At 68.4% G+C, this 3,695-nt stretch carries 3 protein-coding genes; 1 reads left to right on the top strand and 2 read right to left on the bottom strand.

Annotated elements, in window-relative coordinates; genetic code table 11:
• Positions 1 to 244: 244 nt before the first annotated feature.
• Positions 245 to 1,648 carry an IS1380 family transposase gene (locus CHB94_RS24190; RefSeq protein WP_089339090.1) on the bottom strand — a complete coding sequence of 468 codons (1,404 nt, stop codon included), beginning with the start codon at positions 1,646 to 1,648 and terminating at the stop codon, positions 245 to 247.
• A 177-nt stretch (positions 1,649 to 1,825) separates the two neighbouring features.
• Positions 1,826 to 2,824 carry an IS110 family transposase gene (locus CHB94_RS24185; RefSeq protein WP_176445740.1) on the bottom strand — a complete coding sequence of 333 codons (999 nt, stop codon included), beginning with the start codon at positions 2,822 to 2,824 and terminating at the stop codon, positions 1,826 to 1,828.
• A 323-nt stretch (positions 2,825 to 3,147) separates the two neighbouring features.
• Between CHB94_RS24185 and CHB94_RS26920 the strand changes: the two genes are divergently transcribed.
• A complete protein-coding gene (locus tag CHB94_RS26920; protein ID WP_368073880.1) occupies positions 3,148 to 3,342 on the top strand; it encodes an IS3 family transposase in 195 nt (64 codons plus the stop codon).
• The last annotated feature ends 353 nt before the right edge of the window (positions 3,343 to 3,695 follow it).

Below are 3,695 nucleotides of genomic sequence, written 5' to 3'. Positions count from 1 at the left end.
TCGTCACCGTCCGTGCGCTGCGCCGGGCCGTCTGGCTGCTCTACCGCTGGGACACCCGACCACGATCACGACGCATCCGCTGACCTACTGGCGGGGGCTCTTAGCCTCGATCCACCGATGGGCTGGGGTGTCGCCGGTGAGTTCCGGCGAGGTGGCCGCGGCGGTTCTCGGGCATGAGGAAGTCGCCGGTCTGCCCGGCCTTTCCACTGATGTTCATCGGTCGTAGGGGGCGGTGGGGCGATGTTCAGGTCGCGGGGGCTCGTGCAGGAAGTACGTCCTGGTAGAGCGCGGACCAGGCCTGCTCCCAGGGCCAGTTGGTGGGCAGGTGCAGGCGCAGTCGCCGGGCGGAGGTCGCGATCCGGGCCGGGACGTTGATGAGCTTGCGGCGAAGCGTCGCTGTCGCCGCTCTGGCCAGGGCGGGGGTTGTGGTCAGGGATGCGGCGGCGCGGGTGAGATTGAAGGCCATGACGGCGCAGACGAGCCAGGCGGCGTTGGCGTTGAAGACGCCGGAGGGCAGGTGAGCCAGGGCGGAGGCCTTGAGGTCGGCGTGGACGTTCTCGATGATCGCGTGCCGCCGGTGGGTCTGGTCCGCGGCGACCGTGTCGAGCTCCTCGGGCGCCGTGGTGGTGAAAAAGGCGTGGAAGCGCCAGGTGTCGAACAGCGTTTCCTGGCCCTGGTTCGTCTTGGGGTTGAGGTCGGGGATGCGGCGGACGATGAGGCGGCCGGGGACCTGGTCGGTCTTCCTTTTCGAGGTGAAGGCGGTGAAGGGGATCTCGGCGACCTGAGCCTTGGAGATCCACGTGCTGGTGGTCTCGTCGTAGATCGCGTCGGTGTACTTGATCGTGGTCCACGCGTCCTCGGCGATCGTTGTGATCGCGCGCTTGACGGCCGCGTCCATCCGCACGGTGATCGAGACCTGCGCGCTGGCACTCAGCACCGCCACGACGAGGGCGTGGGAGTAGAACGCCGAGTCCGCGCGCACCAACACGTCCCGGCCCGTCAGCTGGCTGCGGCGGATCAGCGCGAGGGTGTCGGTGGCCAGCCGAGCAGCCCCGCGCGGCGAGCCCACCGAACCCTTGCGCAGCCGCTGGGCCGCGATCACCGGCGCGCTCTGATCGGTGGAGACCGTGGCGAGCAGGGCGTTCAGGCCTCGGACCCCGGAGTACCCGAACGCCGCGCCCTGCTTCTGATATCCGTGGACCTCGATGATGGTGTCGTCGATATCGACCATCACCGTGCCCCTGGCGTCGTCGGGACCGAGCAGTTCGGTGTGCTCGGCGAGGTTGAGCAGGAACCGTGAGGCCACGGCATCGGCTTGGCGGACGTGACCGAAGGTGAAAGAGCGCAGGAACGAGCCCAGCGTCGAGGGAGCGTAGGCACCGGTGAAGACCTTGCCCATTCCGCCGTGCCGCAGCAGGGCCATGTCATCGATGCTGTCCGCGCCGGCGGCCATTCCCGCCACCAGCGAGGAGAGCTTCAGCCCGGCGTTGGCGCCCTTGTCCGTCGGCACGCTCATCCGCTCGTCGGCCAGCTCGCGCAGCCCGGCCTTGCGGGCGAGTGCCATCAGCGGAATCAGGCCCGCCGCCGACACGAGGTTGGGCTCATCGAACGTCGCGGACACCACCGGGCGGGTGTGAGAAAGTTGCATCTACGAGATGCCCTTCTGAACTGGCGATACGGACCCTAAGCAAGTCGTATCTTCCCAGGTCAGAAGGGCATTCTCGTGTTCCTGCGCCTATCCACCACCCTCAGCCCATCGGTGGATCGAGGCTTAGTCAGGGCGGCGAAGGTCCACACGTAGCCGGCCGCGCGAGGCGGTCATTCTTCACCCGGCGGTGCATGACCAGGTGCACCTTGCCGGAGGCCCGAGTGACCGGTGCCGCTCCGGCGTAGGCCTGAGCGCCCGGGGATCGGAGAACCGGTCGCGGTCCTCACCGAGCTCTGCCAGCACCCGGGCACCGGTGATCACCCCCAGGGCAGGGAAGCTGGTGATGATCTCGGCGTCGGGGTGCTCGGCGAAGGCGACCTTGGTGGCCTCGAGGAGCTGGGCGGTGGCTCGGGTGGCGGCGTCCAGCTGGAGCAGCAGGGCGCGGGTCTGGTGGCCGAAGGCGTCCTCCACCCGGCGACTGTGGCGCAGGGACTCGTCCCGAAAGATCCCGTGCAGCCGCTCGGTCCACGCCTCGATGTTGCGTTGGCGGCCCGCCTGCTTGAGCAGCGTCCGCAGCCGCGCCTTCGTCAGCCGCGCGGCCGCGGTAGGCGTCGGCGTGGCGGCCAGGATAATCCGAGCCTCGGGGCTGGCCAAGCCGATGTGCTTGACCTGGAAGGCTCGCAGCGCGGCGGGGAAGTACTCCCGCAGCACCGAGCGCAGCTGGTTGGCGATCTGCTGTTGGTTCCAGAAGGCGTCCTGTCCGGCGCGGGCGAGCACCGCGATGGCCCGGACGATTTCGCTGTCCTTGGGCATCGGCCGGTGCGCGTGGCGGTCGGTGCGCAGGATGTTGGCCAGCATCAGCGTGTCACCGGCGTCGGACTTCGAGCGGGCCACCGCCGTGCGTTCCCGGTAGCGCGCGGCGGTCATCGGAGTGATCACGTAGACGTCCCGGCCGCTGGCCTGCAGACAGGCCACCAGCAGTCCACGACCGGTCTGGATGGCCACCGGCGTCAGTTGCTCGGCGGTGTCGCCGTGTTCGGCCAGCGGGCCCAGCAGGGCGGCATAGCCGGCGGCGCCGTTACCGATCCGCCGCTTGGCCAGCTGTGTTCCGGCTTCGTCGACGATGGCGATGTCGTGGTGGTCCTCGGCCCAGTCGATCCCGCAGAAGATGCCCACGTCCGTTCCTCGCTTCCGTTGCTCGTTTCCCGTCCGGAACGGTGCCGGACCATTCGGCGTGCCAATGGCAGGGCTCGACGGCCCGACACCCGATCAGTCGTTCGTGACCCCAGCTCGCCGCAGGGACTCCCGATCTGTCGGAGAGCTGTTCGCTCACCGCCGGTGAAGGGATGGCCCTGCGGTCGACTCGATCCACGATCCTGTCCGAGGCGCGGGCGCAGTCGACGGGGGGCGTCGGTTTCGACCAAGGACTGGGCAGTCCTGCCGATATCTGAAGGCGTCCCCCCGCCGACTTGCGCGGCCATTAGCCGATCTGCAAGCGGTTGCAGGTCGCCCCGCAGACTTGCTATGCCGCCAAGATCAGGCCACCGTCGAAACGATCACAGACCGACAAGGCGACCGTCGAGCACATTCGCCGAGTGCACAAGGACAACTTTTCGGTGTACGGCGCGAAGAAACTGCACGCCGAGTTGGTCCGCCAGGGCCATCGAGTGGCCGCTGCACTGTCGAGAGGCTGATGCGCGCCGATGGCCTGCACGGCGTGCGCCGTTCTGCGCCGGCGGCGCCACGGACGACCGTGCCGGGCGTCGGCCTAGACCGGCGGGCTGACCTGGTGGACCGGCAGTTCACCGCGCCCGCCCCGAACTGTCTGTGGGTAGCGGACATCACATATATTCGGACATTGAGGTTTTCTCACCAGGTTCAGCGGGCTGAATTGCATCGCCGCTGGTCGGAGCGCGGGTTCCAGATGTAGGCGCGGGCTCTCGGGGTCAAGATCGTCTCGCCAAAGCCGATCTCCTCTTCCCCGGGAGCCCGCTATGTCTCATCGTGCCAGCCTGGACGTGTCCGCACCGGTCCTGAAGGCGGTGAC

This window comes from Blastococcus mobilis, from assembly GCF_900188025.1.
Taxonomy (GTDB): Bacteria; Actinomycetota; Actinomycetes; order Mycobacteriales; family Geodermatophilaceae; genus Blastococcus_B; species Blastococcus_B mobilis.
This window is presented reverse-complemented; position numbering and strand designations above follow the sequence as displayed.

What these genes read in the sequence shown, in the direction of transcription:
- CHB94_RS24190 (WP_089339090.1), bottom strand. Translation starts at nt 1,648, where the DNA reads ATGCAACTTTCTCACACCCGCCCGGTGGTGTCCGCGACGTTCGATGAG.